The organism is Nitrosomonas sp. Nm51, assembly GCF_900111165.1.
Lineage (GTDB): Bacteria > Pseudomonadota > Gammaproteobacteria > Burkholderiales > Nitrosomonadaceae > Nitrosomonas.
Genome location: NZ_FOGH01000002.1, coordinates 1 through 18,689 on the forward strand (window position 1 = coordinate 1; position 18,689 = coordinate 18,689).

Annotated in this window: 13 protein-coding genes; 6 read left to right on the forward strand and 7 right to left on the reverse strand. The window is 46.2% G+C overall.

Translation table 11 applies throughout. The features are described from left to right. Window positions 1–1,087: 1,087 nt before the first annotated feature. Entirely contained in the window at window positions 1,088–2,218 is a 1,131-nt protein-coding gene (locus BMY60_RS01030) for an FAD-dependent oxidoreductase (protein ID WP_090330531.1), read from the reverse strand. A gap of 350 nt (window positions 2,219–2,568) precedes the next feature. Between BMY60_RS01030 and BMY60_RS01035 the strand changes: the two genes are divergently transcribed. From BMY60_RS01035 to BMY60_RS01055, 5 genes are all read left to right on the forward strand, one after another. Beyond that, entirely contained in the window at window positions 2,569–3,255 is a 687-nt protein-coding gene (locus BMY60_RS01035; RefSeq protein ID WP_256250610.1) for a peptidoglycan-binding domain-containing protein, read from the forward strand. 516 nt (window positions 3,256–3,771) lie between these two features. Beyond that, window positions 3,772–4,890, forward strand: a complete 1,119-nt coding sequence (gene hpnH, locus BMY60_RS01040; protein ID WP_090330532.1) for an adenosyl-hopene transferase HpnH — start codon at window positions 3,772–3,774, stop codon at window positions 4,888–4,890. Window positions 4,891–5,006: 116 nt separating this feature from the next. Further along, window positions 5,007–6,146, forward strand: coding sequence for a glycosyltransferase (locus BMY60_RS01045; RefSeq protein WP_090330534.1), 1,140 nt, complete (start codon window positions 5,007–5,009; stop codon window positions 6,144–6,146). Beyond that, on the forward strand, window positions 6,124–6,780 hold the full coding sequence (locus BMY60_RS01050) for an ABC transporter substrate-binding protein (RefSeq protein ID WP_256250611.1): 657 nt from the start codon (window positions 6,124–6,126) through the stop codon (window positions 6,778–6,780). Before BMY60_RS01045 ends, BMY60_RS01050 begins: the two co-directional genes overlap by 23 nt. 80 nt (window positions 6,781–6,860) lie before the next feature. Then, window positions 6,861–9,503: an MMPL family transporter gene (locus BMY60_RS01055; protein WP_090330535.1), complete on the forward strand. Its 2,643-nt coding sequence runs from the start codon at window positions 6,861–6,863 to the stop codon at window positions 9,501–9,503. 39 nt (window positions 9,504–9,542) lie between these two features. Here BMY60_RS01055 and BMY60_RS01060 read toward each other — a convergent pair whose 3' ends face one another. The 6 genes from BMY60_RS01060 to BMY60_RS15595 all read right to left on the reverse strand — a co-directional run bounded on the left by BMY60_RS01060 (window position 9,543) and on the right by BMY60_RS15595 (window position 15,405). Further along, a complete protein-coding gene (locus tag BMY60_RS01060; RefSeq protein ID WP_090330537.1) occupies window positions 9,543–10,802 on the reverse strand; it encodes an RsmB/NOP family class I SAM-dependent RNA methyltransferase in 1,260 nt (419 codons plus the stop codon). A gap of 13 nt (window positions 10,803–10,815) precedes the next feature. Then, window positions 10,816–11,544 (reverse strand): DUF3108 domain-containing protein, encoded by a 729-nt coding sequence (locus tag BMY60_RS01065; protein WP_177166530.1) that lies wholly within the window; start codon window positions 11,542–11,544, stop codon window positions 10,816–10,818. A 47-nt stretch (window positions 11,545–11,591) separates the two neighbouring features. Beyond that, complete coding sequence (gene purN / locus BMY60_RS01070; RefSeq protein ID WP_090330539.1) at window positions 11,592–12,230, reverse strand: phosphoribosylglycinamide formyltransferase; 639 nt, start codon at window positions 12,228–12,230, stop codon at window positions 11,592–11,594. A gap of 21 nt (window positions 12,231–12,251) precedes the next feature. Continuing rightward, on the reverse strand, window positions 12,252–13,325 hold the full coding sequence (purM, locus tag BMY60_RS01075) for a phosphoribosylformylglycinamidine cyclo-ligase (protein ID WP_090330540.1): 1,074 nt from the start codon (window positions 13,323–13,325) through the stop codon (window positions 12,252–12,254). Window positions 13,326–13,469: 144 nt separating this feature from the next. After that, on the reverse strand, window positions 13,470–13,904 hold the full coding sequence (locus BMY60_RS01080; RefSeq protein WP_143057319.1) for a hypothetical protein: 435 nt from the start codon (window positions 13,902–13,904) through the stop codon (window positions 13,470–13,472). A 1,180-nt stretch (window positions 13,905–15,084) separates the two neighbouring features. After that, window positions 15,085–15,405 carry a hypothetical protein gene (locus BMY60_RS15595; RefSeq protein WP_177166531.1) on the reverse strand — a complete coding sequence of 107 codons (321 nt, stop codon included), beginning with the start codon at window positions 15,403–15,405 and terminating at the stop codon, window positions 15,085–15,087. Here BMY60_RS15595 and BMY60_RS01090 point away from each other — a divergent pair. Beyond that, a complete protein-coding gene (locus tag BMY60_RS01090) occupies window positions 15,404–18,592 on the forward strand; it encodes a galactose oxidase-like domain-containing protein (protein ID WP_177166532.1) in 3,189 nt (1,062 codons plus the stop codon). The two genes, BMY60_RS15595 and BMY60_RS01090, sit on opposite strands and share 2 nt — an antisense overlap. Window positions 18,593–18,689: the final 97 nt, after the last annotated feature.

The following is an 18,689-nucleotide window of genomic DNA, read 5'->3' on the forward strand; positions in this document are numbered from 1 at the left end:
AATAAACTTGTTCATCTTGAAAACAAGTTTAAACACAACAGCGGGTCTTGACTATTGGGGTTACTATTAATCTTGGTTAAGTGAAACCATTAGGTATTGTTACAGATCCGCGAATCCGGTCCTGGTGCGCATAAGGCTTGTCTTCATTCATACGGACAAAGCCTGGAGCTGGAGCGTGTCAGTTTCGCGCTGCCAAGATGATAAAATTACAATGGACCGTTGCCTTATTCTCCAGTATTACTCAATAAGTTAGAGAAAAGCCTATTGTGACAATTTTGGTTAAGCCAGGCCTTTTCATTTATCAGTTAACGGTATTAAAGATCATAACGCAGCCCACAGGACTGACCAGGGAAGTTTTGATGAAGCCATGAATGTGTATCGACGCTGGCTATGCGATAGCCTAAACAGTGTTTGCAGGCACCGCAGCAGATTGACGGTACGTGAAAGGTAAAATGCGCGATAATGGCCAGGAGTGTATAGACAAACCAGATTGATTATTGATTTCAATTGCTTAAACACCGGAATGATAACAAAAATTACGCGTTGTCGCAACCATATCCAGCTGTATCCAAAGGATAAATTTCGATTCTGCCCTATTGATGGCGGGGTCATAGCTGGTGCTATTTCACCATGGCCGACAGCCAACACCGCCACAATTCCTGAAATTATTAAACTCAATCACATGTTCTTTCAGGAAACAAATTTAATGCTGTGTTCTTACAGTAAATTTCAAATTGCATCGGAAGCAGGAGCGAGATTAAGTCCCAACTTTCCTCCAAACTTCTAACGCTGCTCGTTTCTTCAGCACGCCTTGCCGGTGCCTGCGGATTAATGCGCTAAAAAAGCGTGAAACTTTAGGCAGCTAACAAACTGCCATCTTTGATGGATTCAGGCGATAAGCCTCCGGCTCTGCCGGAAGTAATTTAACTGTGCATGCAGGAATAGTGTCTGTTGGTAACAGGCTTTAATTCAAGTGAGTGTGTGCAACGTATTATACTGGCGGTGAAAATAAATTGCGTGGTTGCAAGAGATATCTCCATTTGTTAATGTGCAAAAATGAGGTGCAATAATTTGGTGCGGTTAACGGTTATGGGTGAAAATGCTGCATAAACTTTCGGTCAATGTAATTTTTCCAATGCCAGACCCATTTTCCCTGCAAGAAAATCAAACCTCGTGACACCACTGCATGCTTTCTGCCCGTGGTTAATAAACTCAAAAATCGTTGCTGTGGTTCGAATGGAATAAGCTTTTTTTGTGTGAATGTTGCGATAATATTGTTTGAGAGCACGGTTCCTTGTCGCACTGCAAATACGCCTGCTTTTGGTAGTGCTTTTGGTAAAAATGCGGCGCAATCACCTGCGGCAAATATATTGTGATGTTCGATGCTTTGCAAATATTGATTGATCATTATAAAGCCCTGAGTGTTACATCTTAAACCACTTTCTGCTGGCCATGAATATGCGCCGGCATGTGTCGCCCATACAGCAAAATCATATTCCAGGGACGAGCCATCCTGTAAATGCAGCAGATGCCGATCAATTGAAGCGACACGGCCATTTTTTACTGTAATGTTCAGAGACTGCAAATGCCTTATAAAAAAATTTTGTACTGCGCTATTATGCGCGGCGAGAATAGTCGAGTCCGCGTTAATAAGTGTGTATGAGGCATCTAAAGTTGTTGTGTTTTGCAAACGATAATGCATGGCGAGCAATACTTCAATGCCTCCGGCACCACCACCGATCACGACAATATGTCGTTTTCGTCTTGATCCGGCATGAGATTTAAGCCAAAGAGACCAATGTAGTAAGAAATTACCAACGGGTTTGATTGCATGGCCGTAAGTTTCTGCGCCTCGAATGCCATGTATAGCAGGATGTGAGCCTATATTAATTGATAACAGGTCATATTTAATTGGCGGAATTCTTGAGCAATTAATGATCTGCAGATCAAGATTGATCCTCTCGACAGAGCTGCGAACAAATTTTATTCCCGCCCATTGGCAAAGACGGTGTAAATTTATATGACATTCTTCAAATGAATAGTGACCCGCGATCAGGCCCGGCAACATACCGGAGTAGGCTGTATGTGCATCCGGGCTGATTAATGTAATATCTGTGTTGCGCAGTGGTTTTGCTAGTAATTGCCTGATCACCATCACATGAGTGTGACCACCGCCAATTAAACACAAATGGTTTTTGCTGGATAAATATGTTTTCATTACCGAACACAGTACAATTTATAGATTGTGAGTTGATAAGAATAAAAAAATTGGTAATTTGCTGCAATATAAATTAGTCTATTGCCGAGCAGTAGGCGAATTTGAAGATTTTTCGTTAATAGTAAACGAGCTGCTGAAAAATGTTTCCGTGACAAACAGTAAGTTAGGAAAAAGCTGAAAATTCTGAATTTATGCTTGAAATTATTCGTTACGCAGCAAAGCAGCGTGACAACATAGTCGTTTTCAGTGGCTTGATAACAAACTAATCCAATGAAATATTTTTAATTATAAGTGCAACAATATGAACGTTATCGTTTGTTGTTTATGTTCCATAAGTACGGAGGGTGCCAATGAAATTAAGCGAAATCAAAGTTCTATCAGTCAGTGTGGTTTTTTTGTTTACTGCTGGATTGTTATCCGGCTGCGGTAACGAGCCTGAAGATGCGACAAATCAAAATCAGGGAATGGCGGCAGATGAGCCAGTTCAAAGTTTAGAAACAATCATTGAGCCTGAACGGGTAGTCGACAATGAAAATGCGGAGGATACCGAGCCGTTTGGTAATATCGATCTGGAAGAGGAAATGAATTCCATGGAAGGAATTCTTAATGACTTATCCGATGCTACAAGCGATACCTTTGATGCAACTGCAGAAACAGCAAACGAATCGATGGAAGCTGTAACGGAAAAAACGAGCGAAGCGGCCGATATGATGATGGGTGCTGCGGAAGAAATGGCTACTGAAGCTGAAAAAACCGTCAGTGGAATGCAAGAGGATGCGGCAGAAACACTTGAAGCGACAATTGTAGATCCGGCTGCTGAAGTATTTGAAGACTCTCAAGAAGTTGTGACAGCAACACCTGATCTGATACGTCGTGTTCAACAAGCATTGGCCAACGCCGGTTATAACCCAGGGCCAGTCGATGGTATCAGTGGACCAAAAACACTAGCTGCCATCGAAAACTTTCAACAAGACAATAATCTTGCAACGGGTGAGCTCACCAAGGAAACTTTGCGAATGCTTGGTGTAGATTTTTAAGCGGTTGTATTAACCTGTCGATGGCACTCCATCAGTAACTAAAATATTGGGGTGCTAGCCGGAATATTTCAAGGAAAAAGAATATGAGCTAAAAATAAAGCCCATTCTAAATAGTAGAAGGCTGCAGCTATGAACGCCATTAAAAATGGCATTACCCAGGTATGTGTTGTATTTATACAAATCATACAAGAGGCTACTATCATACGCTAAATTTCAGCAATTAACTGTTTCGTTGTTTGTTTTGAGAAAACTGTATTGACAGCGAATAAGAATAACATGGGCTGGTATTTCTGCTTCAATATAGGAATGCGATATAATCCCGGCATTCATTATCAGGATAGTTAATACTTAAATTTTGGTGTTTTCGAATCCGGGTGTGTATAAATACATTTATTAATCGATTGTATGCATTTGTCATAGATTGATACGTTTAGTATCTTTCTTTCTGACGCATAAAGCTTAGCGTTATTTGCAACTATTTACTGCAATCGATTCAAGATCTTGGAGGTTTTTCCCATGGGAGTACCCTTACGCCAACAAATCACTGTAGGCACTTATTTGATGAAGCAAAAGATTTTGGGAGTTAAAAAATATCCACTGGTATTAATGTTGGAACCGCTATTTCGTTGTAATTTGGCATGTGCGGGTTGCGGAAAAATTGCACACCCGGAAGAAATTCTGGACAAACGGCTGTCGTATGATGAGTGTATGCAGGCTGTTGATGAATGTGGCGCACCTATGGTTTCCATACCTGGCGGCGAGCCTTTGCTGCATAAAGAAATGCCGCAAATTGTTGCGGGTATCATTGAACGAAAAAAATATGTTTATTTATGTACCAATGCGTTGCTGCTGAAAAAAAGGATTGATGACTATACTCCATCGCCTTATTTAACATTTTCGGTACACCTGGATGGCATGCGAGAAAGGCATGATGCCTCAGTATGTCAGGAGGGTGTGTTTGACCGCGCGGTTGAGGCTATCAAAATTGCACTTGAAAAAGGATTTAGAGTTACAGTTAACTGTACTTTATTTCAGGGCGAAACGCCGGAAGATGTTGTCGAATTCCTTGATTATGCCATGGAACTCGGTGTAGAAGGTGCAACAATTGCGCCTGGATTTAGTTATGAGCATGCACCGAAGCAAGATGTATTTATTAAGGGTGCCGATACGAAAAAATTATTTCGCGGTATTTTTGCATTAGGTAAAAAACTGAAACGTAAATGGCGGCTCAATCATTCAGCGCTTTATCTTGATTTTCTGGCGGGCAATCAGGATTATAAGTGTACACCTTGGGGCAATCCGACGCGCAATGTTTTTGGCTGGCAAAAACCTTGTTACCTTCTGGCTGATGAAGGTTATGTCGCTACATTTCAGGAATTGCTTGATACTACGCCGTGGGAGAAATACGGCAACGCCAACAATCCGAAATGCGCCCAGTGTATGGCGCATTGTGGTTATGAAGCCACTGCAGTTGAAGATACATTACGCCATCCTTGGAAAGCTTTTGTAACTTCTGTTAAGGGTCCAAAAACGACCGGTGAAATGGTTGCGGAACCCATACCGCAGTGGGCTACTGAGGCGGGGAAGAAAGACAAAAAGCTGAGGGACATTGCCGTTACGATTACAAATAAATAATTAAGCAGCCATCAACTTTGAAAGATGGTGCCAATGCCCGCAGGCAGTATCGTCGTGCGGTGTGATCAGTAAATAGCATCAGTGCACTGAGTTTCTTCCGGGATAATAATCTTTTTATGGTTGATCCGTTGTTGGTCGGGTTGTTGAGTGCTGCGCTGGGTGTTATTGGCTGGTGGTCGATACTGCTGTTTCCTTGGCGCCCGGCAGGCACTGGTGAGCAAATAGAGCCTGAATCACAAATGTCATTGCCGCAGAATCTTGGCGATGTTACCGTGTTGATTCCCGCGCGCAATGAAGCACAGTTTATTGACTATACGCTTGAAACTGTCAAGATTCAGGGAACCGGTATAAAGATCATTGTTATTGATGATCAATCTACGGACGCTACTGCACAGCTGGCCCGGAAGATCGGTGCACAGGTTATAACTGGGACCGCCCCGCCAGCGGGCTGGAGCGGCAAGCTTTGGGCGCTTGAGCAAGGTTTGCGGGAAGTGCGTACCGCTTATACATTATTACTTGATGCGGATATTGCTTTATCGCCCGGTATTATTGCGACCCTGCTAAAAAAAGCAAAAAATGAGCAATGTGTTCTGGTGTCGTTGATGGCTGCGCCGCCTCTAAACAACAGTATGGAACGCTTGCTCATGCCTGCATTTATTTTTTTCTTCAAACAGCTATATCCTTTTGGTCTGGCTAACAAACCTGCTTCCCGAATGGCTGCCGCTGCGGGCGGCTGCATACTGATAGAAACGCGGGCACTGCGCTTGGTAGGCGCTTTCGGCAGTCTACATAATGCACTGATAGACGATTGTACGCTGGCTGCACGTATCAAACATGCGGGTAACAAAATTTGGATAGGGTTAAGTCATTCAGCCCGCATTCATCGTGGTTATCATAAACTGGATACGATCTGGGAAATGGTATCGCGAACAGCGTACACCCAGTTGAATTATTCGTTGCTATTACTGATATTTTGTACCGCGATGATGGTATCGATGTTCTGGTTTGCGCCATTCGTATTTTTGTTGCTGCCGGATCTGAAAACTTATATGATCAGTGCAATCGCATGGTCGGCCATGTACTTGGCATACAGACCAACTCTGATTTATTATCATCGTTCACCACTCTGGGTATTGACGTTGCCAGTTATTGGCACACTTTATCTTGCCATGACATGGGCTTCTGCAATACGTTATTGGCGTGGCGAACGCGCACGCTGGAAAGACCGTCAATATGAAAGCAAAACAGACTATTAGAAAAAAAAGCTGGGTGCTGGGTTCAAACGTTGTTGTGATGCTGTCGTTATTTTTGATTGCCTTTGCTGGTGTCTTGCGCGCAAATGAACCCGAACCGGATAGTGCACGCGCTGTGGTATCTTATTTGCAGCAGTCCGTATTGCAAGCTATGCGTGAGGGCGAGCAAATGCGCTATTCGGAACGTGTGAAATTCTTAACGCAGGTGATCAACCAGACACATGATATTGAATTGATTATCAAAACAATTCTTGGTGCAACTCTCTGGCATGAACTGGATGCATCTGAACAGAATCTAATCATAGAAACATTCCGTCAACTCAGTATCGCGACATATGCTGGCCGGTTTAAACAATACAATGGTGAACAATTTGAGTTTATTGAGCAACGTGATTTGCCGCGAGATCAAGAACTGGTGCGTAGTCAGCTTATCAAGAGCGATGGTGGTGCTGTCAGTTTTGATTATGTGCTGCATCAACCTGCAAAGCAATGGCTGATTATCAACATTCTATTTGATGGCGTGAGTGATCTGGCAATTAAACGTAGTGAATATCGGTCAATCCTGCAGCGTGAAGGGTTTCAGTCATTAATAGATATGCTAAATGTCAAAATCGCAGAGGCTGAGCACAGCGAATAATCGAATCAACCAATGCCTGATGACGCTGTCAACTTATCACTATTAAGTTGTAGGAATGTGCGTGCTTAAAAGGATTTTTTGTGAAGATTTCAAATGGCGCAGGTAACCGTTTTTTTACACGCTGGACAATCTTTTCCTATCAAAAAGCCATTTGGTTCATTGTCTTGGCGGTTGTCGTGGCTGGACTCAGTCTGCTGTATACCGCTAATAATCTTGGGGTGCATACTGATACAACGGACATGCTGTCAGAAGATGTACCTTTTCGTGTTAACCACAAACGTTACAAAGAAGCTTTTCCACAATACGAAGATGCGCTGCTGCTGGTAGTGGATGCGCCTACACCAGAGCAAGCACATGCGGCCGCTAAACGGTTAACCCGCTACCTTCAGAATGACAGAACGCATTTCTACGAAGCCAGTTATTTGAGTGGCGATTCATTCTTTGAACAAAACGGTCTGCTTTTTAAAAGCATTCCCGAACTGGAGGCCATTACCGATCAGCTTGCCACAGCTCAACCGTTGATTGCGCGTTTGGCTGAGAATCTGACACTGAATACGTTTGCTTCGGTATTGACCGAGGCGGTAAATGAGGTCAGCAAAGGCAGAAATCTGGAACTTGATACCGTGTTCAACAGTATCAGTGCAACGTTGGATGCCCGGCTTGCGGGAGCGCCACGTGCGCTATCGTGGCAAATACTGTTAGATGCAGAACAACAAACCGGTTTGTATCAGGAGCTGGTCCTGACCAGGCCCAAACATGACTATACGCAGTTATTCGCCGCCGAGCACTCGTTGAATGCCGTGCGTGAGGCGGCCTTGGACATCGGTTTAACACGCGATGCGCCTGAGCAATTGCGTATTACAGGCGAAGCGGCGCTCGCGTATGATGAACTGCACAGCGCCATGCGCGGCGCACAAGATGCCGGAATACTGGCGCTGGTTCTGGTTATTGCAGTTTTGCTGATGGCATTACGCACTGCCGGCGCAATCATGACGGTCATGTTCAGTCTCGTGCTTGGACTTATTTTAACGGCTGCCTTTGCGACGTTTGCCGTGGGTCATTTGAATCTGATTTCAATTGCCTTTGCAGTGTTGTACATTGGACTGGGCGTGGATTATGCAATACATTTTTTGTTGCGACACGAAGAAATCAGAAAAACCGGTGCTCCGGTTATTCAAACGCTGCCCACAGCAGGTAGTGATATCGGAAAAGCTTTGACAATCTGCGCGATAACCACGGCAATCGGTTTTTATGCATTTATACCGACATCCTACGATGGTGTTGCGGAGCTTGGCTTGATCTCCGGCTCAGGCATGATTATCAGTCTGTTGGTAACATTGACGATTGTGCCTGCTTTACAACGATTCTTCCCGATCCGGCCCATCAAACCGCTGATTTCTGTTCAGCCGCTGCATACAGCCCTGGAATGGCCGATACATGCCCGAAAAAGCGTTTATCTTTTGACGGTATTGGCTGTGTTGCTTTCGGTATTCGCGTTACCGAAGATACGATTTGATTATAATCTGCTCAATCTGAACGATCCGCGAGCGGAATCTGTGATGACTTTCCGTGATTTATTGGAGAATGCAGAGGACTCGCCGTGGCATATTATTGCCCTGGCGAATAGCCGTAGCGAGACCGAACAACTCGTTCAACAGCTATCCGAGTTACCGGAAGTGGATAAAGTCATCTCCATACTGGATTTTGTACCCGATGATCAGGAAGAAAAACTTCACTTGATCGCAGAGATGGCGATGACACTCGGGCCGATTTCATTTGCGTCGACTACCCAAGAACGCATAGATGTGGATTTGCAGCGAGCAGCACTACTGAATTTACAAAGCGCACTGGCACGCTTTCTTGACGAGCAGCCTGCGCACACCTCCGCCCGTGCGGCAAAAAACCTGCATACATCAATACTTAACCTGCTATCACAGTTGGATACACCTACTGAAGATTTAGCACAGCAAAAGCTGCTGTCCGCGGTTGAACACGACTTGCTGCATTTACTGCCTGTGTCCATTCAGCGCCTGCAGCTTGCTTTAAATGCTTTGCCGTTCACACTGCGGGATATCCCGGAGTCAGTCAGAATGCACTGGCTGAGCGGAAATGGCGTCTACCGCATTGCGGTCTATCCAACTGAGAATATCGATGACAACGATGCATTGAAACAGTTTGTGCGTGCGGTTCAGCATATAACGCCTGGCGCAACGGGTGTGCCCGTCATCAGCCTCGAGGCCGGTAAAGCAGTGGTGGACGCGTTTATACATGCCTTCTCACTGGCATTTATCGGGGTTATAGTCGCATTGCTAATACTACTCAGAAATATAAAATCGACCGTGCTCGTTTTGTTGCCGCTACTGCTTGCAGCACTGTTTACAGGTGCGGTAACCGTATTTTTGGGTTTGCCATTTAATTTCGCCAATGTAATTGCTTTGCCGCTGATTTTGGGTATCGGAATCGATTGCAGCGTTCATATGGTTCACAGAAGTCGCAATAATGGGGAGGCGTATGAAAATTTACTGCATACCAGTACAACGCGCGCGATTTATTATAGTGCATTAACGACGATGGCCGGCTTTGGCAGTCTAATTTTTTCGCAACATCAGGGCACCGCCAGTATGGGACTGCTGTTGCTGGTCGGTGTTGTGTTGACGCTGGTGTGCGTATTAGTCATTTTGCCCGTATTGTTACATACTGCCGATAACAAAAGGGCGGCTTAAAATATTTTCGTTATCACGGTCAGAATGTAGAGCTTGATGCTATCGTTTTTTATGCTCTAGCGCAGCTGCAAAAAAACCATCAGTCTTATGTGTGTCGGGCGATAGCTGTAGGAATTTTCCGGTATTAACCATAATTTTCTGCTCTGCCAACAGTTCGGAGCAGTCTAGCAAATCGAATTCTGCATTGCTTGATTGAAAATTCTCAATTATGCGCTGGTTTTCTTCAGGCAAAAAACTGCAGGTTGCGTACACCAATCGTCCTCCCGGTTTTACCATGGTAGCCGCTGCTGACAGAATTGAGGACTGTTTAGCCTTTAATTCTTCAATGCTTTGTGGTGTCAGGCGCCACTTTAAATCAGGGTTGCGGCGTAGTGTTCCCAAACCGCTGCATGGTGCATCAACCAGCACCCGGTCGATTTTTTTTGCAAGACGCTTTATTTTAAGATCGTGTTCGTTGGCAATGCGTTGAATATGCACATTGGATAATCCTGAACGTTTGAGGCGCGGTTTCAGATTATTTAATCTTTTTTCATTAATATCAAAAGCGTATACACGGCCTTTCGAATGCATGAGTGCACCGAGCAGTAACGTTTTTCCACCAGCGCCAGCGCAAAAATCCACTATCATTTCGCCACGCTTTGGCGCCATTAGGTAACCTAGTAATTGACTGCCTTCGTCTTGTACTTCAATTTTGCCGGATAAAAAAAGTGGGTGACGATTGATTGCAGGCTTGCTGTGCAAGCGGATACCGCAGGGAGAAAAGGATGTTGCTTCTGCGGAAAAGCACTCATTTATGAGTGTCTCGAGAACATGCTCGCGTTTGGTCAGCAATGTATTTACACGTACGTCCAGCGGCGCGGCGTTTTGTAGCGAAAGCCCGAGCCTGAGTATGGCATCATTTGACATGAATCGCCTCAGTTTCTCAATCAGCCATTCGGGCAATTCTGCCTGGACAGTCAGCGGTTGAGATTTCAGTTCGATCGTATGGAGAGTCTGTAACCATTTCATTTCAGAATCCTGAGCCCAGCTTTTGAATTTGCGTATATCAACGTTTCGAAACCGGACCAGGTATGCAAGCAGCAACGAGCGGGGTGTGACCGGATTAATACACCGCTCCAGAAAAAATCGATGGCGCAGCATGCCAAATGCTGTTTCAGCAATAAAAGCACGATCATGCACGCCGAGTTTTGGATTGTGCTGAAAAAAACGCCTTAAAATGGCATCTGCAGGATATTCGAGGGGCAACAGCATTTGGATGGCAGTAACTGCTTTGTTCAGTTGCGCAGGTGTTATATGCATTCGTGTAGCAGAATTATTGTGTACAGCAGGTTATGTCAGTTGCGTAGTCGATATGTAGTTCGGCGATCATTTTATCAACGTCCAGGCCATCTTTTTCTACGGATTGAATATGCACTGGTATCATGTGATAGTCCGGCGCGAGCCATATTTTTCTCTGTATTTTGTCGTCGCTGTTACGCAGTTTTGTCAATACTATCGTGTCCAACTCGCCAAGCGGTGTACTGAGTTTCTCACTGCTGATTTTAAATTGCATCAACTGCAGACTGCGTCCGTCAGTCACATGGATACCCAGAAGATTTCCCGCCTGTAGTTCATGTGTACAGGAGAAAATAAAATGGTACGATAGGCTCAATCGATCCAATGTGCCAGCTTGCAAAGGCGTCTGTTTTTCTTCAGTACCGTGTTTAAGCGTTAAGATCTCCTTTTCCCAGTCAAACAGCGCCAAACTTGAATTACTGTTTGTTCTCTGATCAGAGTAACGGGTGGGTTTCAGGCCCTTTTCGGTTACAATGCCTTGACTGCTCCTGATAATACTGCCGGGGTTGATTATCTTGAAAATGCCGGTCGCTTGCGCGTTACTGGTGATGCTAAATGTGTGTACATCGCTTTCCTGGTTGATATCAACTGTTTCATTCAATTCACCGTGGCCGATACCGGTTTTAACGATGTAACTGATATGAATATGTGCCGATGAATCAGCCGCAGTGCTGTTTTCAGTGCCCGGATTGTTTTCTGCTGACAAGACTGAAAAACTTATCCACCAGAAACCAATAAAGACCCGAGAGACCTTCATTCCTGCAACCCGGGTGAGTAGATCACCGAATTGTGAACGCGGCTATCGGCTATCGTTACAGCGTTGGCAGAAAGTCTGACTCGGCCTTGCAGAAACCAGCGTACCGCTTGGGGATAGATTTGGTGTTCTTGTTCTAACACACGTTTGGCCAATGATTCTTCAGTATCATCGGAAAACACTGGAACGGCCGCTTGGATTACGATAGGACCATGATCGAGTTCCCGCGTTACGAAATGAACCGTGCAGCCATGAATTTTTACACCATCGCGTAACGCGCGCCTGTGTGTGTGCAATCCTGGAAATGCCGGTAACAGGGATGGATGAATGTTCATAAGCCGTTGATGATAATGAAGAACAAAATCGTCTGTGAGTATACGCATAAAGCCGGCAAGCGCAATCAGGTCTGGTTGATAACGGTCAATTTCATCAGCCAGTGCAGTATCGAATGCTGAGCGATCAGAAAAAGTCTGGTGATTAATGCATACCGTTTGCACACGGTTATTAGCTGCGGTCTCGAGTCCTACGGCGGCAGGATTGCTGCTGATTACGATGATACGATCAACAGGCAGTTTGGCATCAAGCAAAGCTTGCATATTGCTGCCACGGCCGGAAATTAAAATGACCAGGGTTTTCATGAAAACCGTACCTAGAGGTGTTTAGTTCAGCACGACTGCAGGTTGGTCTGACATACGTTGCTTTATTTCTCCAATTAAGTAAACCGTCTCACCGGCCTCTTGAAGACTTTGCATGGCGGTATCTGCCTGATCGGCACCGACTATTACGACCATACCAATACCGCAGTTAAAAACACGGAACATTTCATCATCGCTTACTTGCCCTTGTTTTTGCAACCATTTGAAGAGTACCGGTAAATCCCAGGTGTTTGTGCGCAGTTTTACAGCAGCGTGAGCTGGGAGGATGCGTGGCAGGTTCTCAATTAAACCACCGCCGGTAATATGCGCAAGACCTTTAACAGGCAGTTGTTTCATCAATGCCAACAGTGGTTTTACATAAATCCTCGTCGGCGCCATGATAATATCACTGAGCGGTTTGCCGTAAAAATCCTGCGATAAATCAATGTGGTTTGTACTGATGATTTTACGAATCAATGAATAGCCGTTTGCATGTGCGCCGCTCGAAGCCAAACCGATTACTGCGTCACCAGTTTGTATGGAAGCACCGTTGATGATCTGTTCTTTTTCGACCATTCCCACCGCGAAACCTGCCAGGTCATATTCACCCGCAGGATACATACCCGGCATCTCCGCAGTTTCACCGCCAATTAATGCGCAGCCGGCCAGCTCACAACCGGTAGCGATACCACTGACAACAGCCGCCGCTGTATCAGCATCGAGTTTGCCGCAAGCGTAATAATCGAGGAAAAACAGTGGTTCTGCACCAGATACCAAAATGTCATTTACGCTCATGGCTACCAGATCAATGCCAATAGTGTCGTGCCGGCGCAATTCGAAAGCCAGTTTTAGCTTGGTGCCGACACCGTCAGTGCCTGATACCAGTACAGGATTTTGGTATTCTCTGGAAATTTCAAATAATGCGCCAAACCCGCCTATGCCAGTCAATACTTCCGGGCGTAACGTACGTTTGGCAAGCGGTTTAATTGTCTGTATCAGGCCGTTGCCGGCGTCAATATTGACGCCGGCATCGCGATAGGAAAGTGAGGTTGTTGATTTGTTTGGTGAATTGTCGTCGTCGGAATAGTGCGTGGTCACGGTATTCTTTTACACTTACTGAGTGAAGATCTTGACCGGGTATTTTACAGCAAATATAGCTTGCTCATCTCCCAATTATTGCATGAATAACCATTCTGACGTAATAGCAAGTTATTTGTTGGACAGGAATGGATGTCGTATCAATCAGTGACGGTGGTGGCCGCCGCCTCTGTGACCACCACCCTTGTGCCTTCCTCTGAAGTGTGAGTGCCCGCGTCCGGCATGTGCTTGACTACCGCGGAATTGTTTATGCCCGCCCCGAAAACTGCCGCCTCTGCGCCCTCCTCTGAAATGTGAGTGTCCACGTCCGATGTATCCGTGACTGCCTCGAAAATGCTTATGGCCGCCGCGGATGTGTCCGTGTCCAGCACCATAGTGTTTATGAGGACGATAAAAACGACCGGAGCCGCCGAAGTATCGCGTCCCGCCGTAGAATGCTGGTTGGTAGCTGTGGCCGCTGTGGCCGCTGCCGACACTTCCATAGTAACCCCCTCCACTGTAGTAGGGAGGGGTTGCACATCCGCTGAGAAACAGCGTGGCGACTAGAGCAGACGCGATTAAAAATTTTTTTGCATTCATGATGCGCCTCCAAAAATGTATCAGGTATTTGAATTGTTTTTTCAGCCTGATCTTTGAAATACACGCAGCAGGAAAGTTTTTGTCTGTTTGATCTTGCCTGCTCCGCGCGTCAGCCGAAAGTAAGTCACATACTTTCGATTTTCATGATTGAATTGTATGGTGATTAAACTGAATCATTACTGAATATAAATTAACAAGCATTTTGCTGTTAATGAGCTGTGGATGGTTGTGTCATCGCGGATTTGAAGACAAGTTTTCAGTCCGGTATGACTCATCGCCTGCAAGTTGGTGCTGAATTATACTAATCGTGAATGAAAATTTGGTTTGGCCTTATAAGCGGAACCCGCGAAGGGGGAAAATATCAATGCATGTATGAGGGGCGGGTCATCCCATATTAGCGATGAAATTTCTGTAATGGAAATGGAGTGAAGGGGATGTGTTGGCTCGGGCAAAGCACTTGCCAGCCCGGTTCGGGGAGGAGTGTATGTATGCTTTGCATGTAGTATTAGCATTGAGAGGCGCTAATGGGATGACCGGCAGGAGCCGTATGAATCGAGAGGTTCACGTACGGAGTCTGTGAGAAGCTGGGGGTGAAATGGGACTGTAAGGGACTGTAAATTAAACTGTATAATTGTGAAATCCTCCGGCTTACTCGACCTATGCGTATTTATATCCACTACACTTCAAACTTTGGCATTCAAACACAATCGATAATCCGAAAATTATCGGCCAACAAAGAAAACAATGCTTACTTACAGCACTTATAAGCGGCAAAATCATCGCGGGCTTGCTTGAACGGAGCGTAAGTTTCAGAGTGTTCGCCATACAGAATTTCTTTTTTGAAGATTCATGCTCAAGAGTCCTTTTTATTGCGAATAAAAGCCTCAATCACTATTGAGGGCAATTGACAAAACACTCCAATTTCCGCTCGCTGCAGGTACCCGCTTTGTACACCCGGACATGCTGGCGAACAGTTCCACGTTGTGCTGCTGGAGAATCTATATTTCCTGTTCAAATTTGCGTGTCAAGTGAGGATTCTCACATCGTTGTGACGCAATACGCTGCTACCCTTAGCCATGAGAAAAATTTTGTGATTCGACAGGGTTCAATACTTATTTTAGAAGGGGAATAAAAAGAACAGGTATAGACAGCCTTGTTGGAAAAGGAGTAGTCAACATGTTTAAAAGCAAACACAAACTTTATTATGAAACAGATAGTGCGCATAAGAACCGCAGGTACGATAGCTTGGATTTTCCAGATAACCGACACTATCCGGATCGCCGCAACGACGAAGATTATGCTTGCGGAAATCTGCCACGTTATCATCAAATACATTCAAATCCACGGCCCCTGCCGTTGCACCGAGTCTATCCGTTTCATATGGATGAATTGCTGCAAATGATAGATTGAACACGATAAGCCAGAACGGCTTCAATAGTATGAGCCGGTCAAAAAACGATGTTGCTGACAAACTGATTGACCGGCAGGAGGAGATTGTCATGACAGAACGTAACATTTATTTGAAAATCGAACAGATCGAAGGCTACAGTCCTGTGGAGCCTGATGAAAAGGCGCCGCCTCCGATCGAATACAGACGTGATTGCATGCGCGGTGAAGGACACTTGGACGGAACGATTCCGGCATCCGAAGTCAAAGCCCGCTCGCTTACTGCATTAACCTACCGGGAATATCTCGACGCCGGATATGTTTTGCCAAAGGTCGATAAACTAATTCGAAATGACATCAACGAGCCGGTATATGATCACCGTGTGCCCGGCACCGTTATCTATACTTACCCCGGCGAGATTCTTAAAATTCATGTGTGGAACTGTGATAACGCGCCGCATGCTTTTCACGTCCACGGCCTTGATTATGGCATAGATTCGGATGGCGCCTACCCATTCGGCGTTCATGCAGAGGATGGCCGCCGTTCCGATGAAATCTGCCCGGGCGATACTTGGACATATACATTCTCTGTGGCCGATGATTCCATCGGTGCATGGCCGTTCCACGATCACTGGCGGAAAGTGTCGGTGAGCGTTAATCGGGGGCTTTTTGGCGGCATCGTTGTACTGCCGAAAGGTATCAGGCCACCGGGAAGTTTTGTGATTCCACCGAAACTCGCCGCGCTTCCCGAGGAAGTGTTAAAACGGGTTAACCGGAAAAAAGCGCGTTTAGACGCTTTACCGGAAAATTCCAGAATGCATATTGAAAATCAGCTTGATTTTCTCAAGGAATGGATCGAATCGGTGTTGTTTTCTGAGAATAATCTGGCGCAGAATGAAGATGTTATGCTTGAATTGGGCCGCAAGTTGGAAAATGCGGATAACGGCTGTTTCTCGCAGTCCTATATATCGGGTATTGAAGCGGTCGATGACAGTATTAAACAGTTTTCTTCTGATGCAAAAATAAAATCTGCTTCCGTCAGTGAAGCGCTGATAAATAATGATGCGCTTTCATTCAGGCACTTGTTTCCGTTATTCGGTCCCATTCATGCGCCTTTGTTTCTTCATATAATGATGAATCCGGATGCCGACCCTGTTTTCGACAGCGGCGACCTTGAGGAACTGGTCGGGGTTTTCGAGTTTACTTTTGAGGTGGCTGGAGATTTTGATTATTTTTGTCAATTTCATCCGGTTATGACCGGCACCGTTCACGTCGTAGCTGGCGGTCCGGCAAGTGTGACGGTAAACATCGTCGACGGTCCGCCAATGGACTTCAGTCCCAAAGAAATTACTGTAGGAGTAGGCGGCACCGTGCGCTGGGAAAACCACAGTGTTCAGCATCACACGGTCACGTCGGTTGATGGTGGCGCGGTGCAAAGCCACTGCCTTAACGGACGCGCTTTCTCCGGAAACACGCCGACAATTCTCGGTTTTTCGGGTCAGCGTATTCGCTGGTATGTGTTTAATCTGGATTTCGGCCATGAATTCCACAACTTCCATACCCACGCGATGCGCTGGAAATTCGTCGGTCATGAAAACCAGGATACCCGGGCGCTCAGTCCGGCCGAATCTTTTGTGGTGGAAACGACAATCCCACAGGTGATGCTGCTCACGGGAAAATTCAAAGCACTGCAGGAAAAATGGCCGAAGCCAAAGGATGCCCGTCTTTATCTGGTTAAAGGCGACTTCGTTTTCCATTGTCATGTGCATCATCATATGATGAACGGCATGATTGGAATCGTGCGCGCGCGTCAGTTTTTGTGGTTAACCGAAGAATTGGCAAATGAACTGAAGCAAACCACAAATTTACTTCCCTATAATGGCGCCAACGCTTGCCCGGATGTTGATCTGCAGCGCTGCATGAAAGGCGGAGAAGGCGAGTGGATCGAAATTCCCGGCGCACCGGAAGTTACCATGATGCATTCAATGCCTTTGCCGAATACAACCAAAATGCTGTATTGGGGATACACCGATGCAGATCAAAGCAGGCTCTTTGACTGGGCGACCGGTGCATACAGTCAACCGGCAAATCAACCGGCCGATCTGCCGGGGCATAATCTTAATTCTTCCAATCTCTGGTCAGGAGAGCATGCTTTTTTTGATGATGCTGCGGGCACGCTCATCGCACACGGCGGATTGACGGCAGGACAACAAAAGAGCTTTCTTTTCGATCCTGCAACCGAAACCTGGTCAGCGACAGCCGATACGGCCGACGCCCGTTTTTATTCAACCACCCTGACACTGGCTGACGGCAAGATATTGACCCTGTACGGATCGGCGTCAAAATCAATTGAAGTCTACGACCCTGTCGCCGCTACCTGGAGCGCACCGCTGGCCATGCCGGTTGCAATGAATCACCATGTTTACTATCCATGGACTTTCTTGCAACCGGATGGAAAGCTGTTCATTGCCGGACCGCACGATCCATCAAACCGTTTTGACTGGAACAATGCGGCGGCCACCCTGGAAACCTTTCCGACCATCAACGGTAATCGCAGCACTGGCGGCGAAAAAGGCACGGCAGTCATGCTCATGCTGCGGCCGCCCAGCTATAAGCCGGAAGTAGTCATTATTGGTGGCAACACGCCAACGACCGAACAGACGGCAGAAATTATCGATCTGTCGCAAGCTGTTCCTGCTTGGCAGTCTTTACCAAACCTTAATGAACCAAGACCGTTTCAAGTGAACAGTATATTGTTGCCGGATGGCCGGATTTTTGTTGCGGGCGGGATCAGTAACGGTGTAGATGGCGGTCCGTCAGAAATTTACGACCCGTTGAATCCCGGTGATGGCTGGACATTAGGGCCTGTCATGCAGCATGCCCGCGGATATCACAGTTCGATGGTGATGATGCCCGATGGCAGCCTGATTTTCGGTGGCGACCCGCAGGTTGGTGGTGCGCCGACTAACCATGAGCGATTCTATCCCGGATATTTTGAGGTGGCCCGACCGGCAATCACCAGCAGCCCGGCTATGATTAATTACGGTACGGGATTTACCATCGATACGCCCAATGCTGCCGATATAAGCGAGGTTATTCTGATGGCCGCAGGCGCTGTCACACATGGCTTTAACATGACACAGCGCGGCGTGGAATGCGTCATAGACGCTGCGGGAATCGCCAGCATCGACGTTGTTGCGCCGCCTGACGGAAATATAGCGCCTCCGGGATGGTGGATACTGTTTATTTTAGACGCCAACCGCATACCTTCAGAAGGACGCTGGATCAGGCTCAGTGCATAGCGTAGCGCTTTTTCGTTATTTGCCTGAAGCATATACTGTAAAACGCCCGCATATAAATTGCGGGCGTTTTTCTATTCCTGCCCGGAGTCAGCGTCAA